Below are 2830 nucleotides of genomic sequence, written 5' to 3' on the forward strand. Positions count from 1 at the left end.
GGTGGCTCATGCCCAAGGCGCCGTAGGACACGCCTCCCGAAATGCCGATGAGCTTGACGTTGGTGTTGGAGTACGAGACGTCGACTTTGCACTGCTCATACGAGCGCGTGGTCACAAAGGACGCCGGCGAGGCAGCCCAGGCTTTCTTGCCGCACGAAGCCATGCCGGCAGCGATACCCACCAGGTCCTGCTCGGCGATGCCGACCTCAACGGACTGCTGGGGATACTGATCGAAGAACGGCGTGAGCGATGCAGAGCCGCGGGAGTCGGAGCACAGGACGACGATATCTTTATCGGTCTTCGCGGCCTCGAGCAGCGTGTCGCAGATAACCTTGCGATTGGCGATCTTGTTAGCCATTGATGGCCTCCTTATGGGCAGCGAAATCGGCGATGATTTGGGCATATTCCTCATCGTTGGGCAGGTGATGATGCCAGCTGGCCTTGTCCTCCATGACGGGCGAGCCGTAGCCCTTCACCGTGTTGAGGATGATGACCGTGGGCTTGCCGCAGGTCTCGGCGGCAAGCGTCAGCGCAGCGTCAATAGCCTGGACGTCGTTGCCCGGAATGGACAGCACGTTCCACCCAAAGGCAGCCCAGCGCTCCTCCTGCGAATCCTGCTTCATAACGTCCTCGGTGCTGCCGCTGATCTGCAAGCGGTTGCGGTCCACGAGCGCGCACAGGTTATCGAGCTGGTAGTTGCCGCCGCTCATGGCGCCCTCCCAGACCGAGCCCTCGGCAAGTTCGCCGTCGCCCATGATGGTGTAGACGCGGTAGTCGCGGCCGTCCATCTTGCCGGCGAGCGCCATGCCCACGGCCACGGGCAGGCCGTGGCCCAGCGAGCCCGAGTTCATCTCGATGCCCTTGAGCTTGTTGTTGGGGTGGCCGATGTAGGGGCTGCCGAACTTGGAGAAGCGGGCCTTGACGTCGTCGAGGTCAAGATAGCCCTCGTGGCAGAGCACCGCGTAGTAGGCCTCCATGGCGTGACCTTTAGAGAGCACGAAGCGGTCGCGGTTGGGATCGTCGACGGTCTCGGGCGAAATGTTCAGATGGTTGGCGTAGAGGGTCATGAGGGCGTCGATCACCGACATGTCACCGCCGATGTGGCCGCCGGCGCCAGCCATGATGATATCGACGCAATCGCGGCGAAGGTCCCAGCGCAGGGACTCAAGCTCTTCGATAGTTGCCATTTCTACTCTCCTCGCAGGTAGGCTTTAACGTCTTCTTCGATGGGGTCATATAAATCGGGGGCGATGCCGATGTACTTGCACGCCTCGTAGAGCACCGGCACCACGTTGGCGTGGATAGCGACGCAGTGGTGGATATAGGGACCCTCGACGATCTTGGCCTCGAGGCGCTTGAGGTTCTCGACCTCAACCCACAGATAGGTGCCCATGCCGGCCGGGCCGTCGATGCCGCGGGCGTTGCCCAGCAGCAGCGAGTACTCGCCGTTGTCGCCGTCAAAGCGGGCAAGGGTGAGGTCGCCGTGCTTGGCCTCGGCCGTCAGCGCGCCGGGGTGATCGAAAGCCAGCGGGTAGGTGAGCTTGGGCTTGACGGCCGCGCAGCTGCAGGGCCAGGGACCGCAGTGCTGCAGCAGCTCGCCGTTCTCGTTGTCGGGATGGCGCACGGTCCAGTCGGCGAACATGCCACGGTGACGGCCCAGGTCGGCGGCCTCCACCATCAGTGCGGTGATGGCGCCGTGGATATCGGTTTCGCATACGATGGGGATGCCCATCTCGTTGAGGATGGCGTTGGCGGCGCAGGGCATAATGCCCAGCTCGTCCTGCAGAGCGTTCCAGCACTGAATGGCACCGGCGTTGCAGCCGTACTTCTCGACCAGGCGCTTCATGGCGATGGCAAGACCGGCGACCGCGGGAACCTTGTCCTCGGGGATGCAGATCTCAAAGCTGTCGTTGATGTGGGCAAGCATGGCGGCCATGGCCTGCTCGTCGGCCTGGGCGTCGCGCACGGCCTGGACAAGCTCGGTCATGGGAATGGGCGAAAGCTGGATGTTGAACTTCTCGAGCAACTCGCCCTCGTTGCACATGGTCGACCAGAAGTCGAACGGACGGGTGGCCATCTGCAGGATGCGGGTGTGCTTGAAGGTCTTGACCACGTTGCACACGGCCAAAAAGTCCCAAACGCCGCGCTCGAACTCGGGGTCGGTCAGACGACAGTTGGTCATGTAGGTAAAGGGCACCTGGAAGCGGCGCAGCACCTTGCCGGTGGCGAACAGGCCGCACTGACTATCGCGCAGACGGGTGCCGTCGGGCTCGGGGCGCTCGTCGCGCGGGCCCCACAGTAGCACGGGCAGGCTGAGCTCGCGGGCAAGGCGAGCGCAAACGTACTCGGTGCCAAAGTTGGCATGGCACAGCATGATGCCATCGACGCCCTCGGCGCGGAACTTATTGACGATAGGCTCGATATGGCTGTCGTCGAACAGCAGGCCCTCGTCATTGATGTCATCGATATCCACGATGTCGACGCCAATCTCGCGCAGGCGATCAGCCGTCAGACCGCGATACTTGATTGCGTCCGGCGCGCTAAAAATACTGCGGCGCGTGGGCACAAAGCCGAGCTTAATCTTGTCCATGTACGTCCTCCCCTAATCACATGTTCAGTAAACAGACGTGTGTTTCGTTTTGTTCCGTTTACTAAATGTTTTACTCTTCTGTTTAGAAGTTTAGCGCGAAATACCTGTAAGCGGTAGAGAAATCAGCCTAAACGGTATGTAAACAATCTGAACATACAAGGGCAATCAGAACCACCCTTAAAAAGGGTGGTTTGCTCTTAGGGTATAACCCACGGGCCCCGGGCTCGCGTCTAAAGGCGC

Annotated in this window: 3 protein-coding genes; all 3 read right to left on the reverse strand. The window is 61.2% G+C overall.

Annotated features, from left to right (window positions below; translation table 11 throughout):
- Positions 1–358, reverse strand: a 358-nt coding sequence (locus tag ABG996_RS10630; protein ID WP_488350345.1) for a transketolase family protein, incomplete at its 3' end; no start/stop codon positions are given.
- Positions 351–1187 carry a transketolase gene (locus tag ABG996_RS10635; protein WP_346982326.1) on the reverse strand — a complete coding sequence of 279 codons (837 nt, stop codon included), beginning with the start codon at positions 1185–1187 and terminating at the stop codon, positions 351–353. The genes ABG996_RS10630 and ABG996_RS10635, both read right to left, overlap by 8 nt.
- Positions 1188–1189: 2 nt before the next feature.
- A complete protein-coding gene (locus ABG996_RS10640; RefSeq protein WP_347478402.1) occupies positions 1190–2590 on the reverse strand; it encodes an L-fucose/L-arabinose isomerase family protein in 1401 nt (466 codons plus the stop codon).
- Positions 2591–2830 lie beyond the last annotated feature (240 nt).

The sequence above is a fragment of the Collinsella aerofaciens genome (assembly GCF_039836695.1).
In the GTDB taxonomy this organism is placed as follows: domain Bacteria; phylum Actinomycetota; class Coriobacteriia; order Coriobacteriales; family Coriobacteriaceae; genus Collinsella; species Collinsella aerofaciens_BD.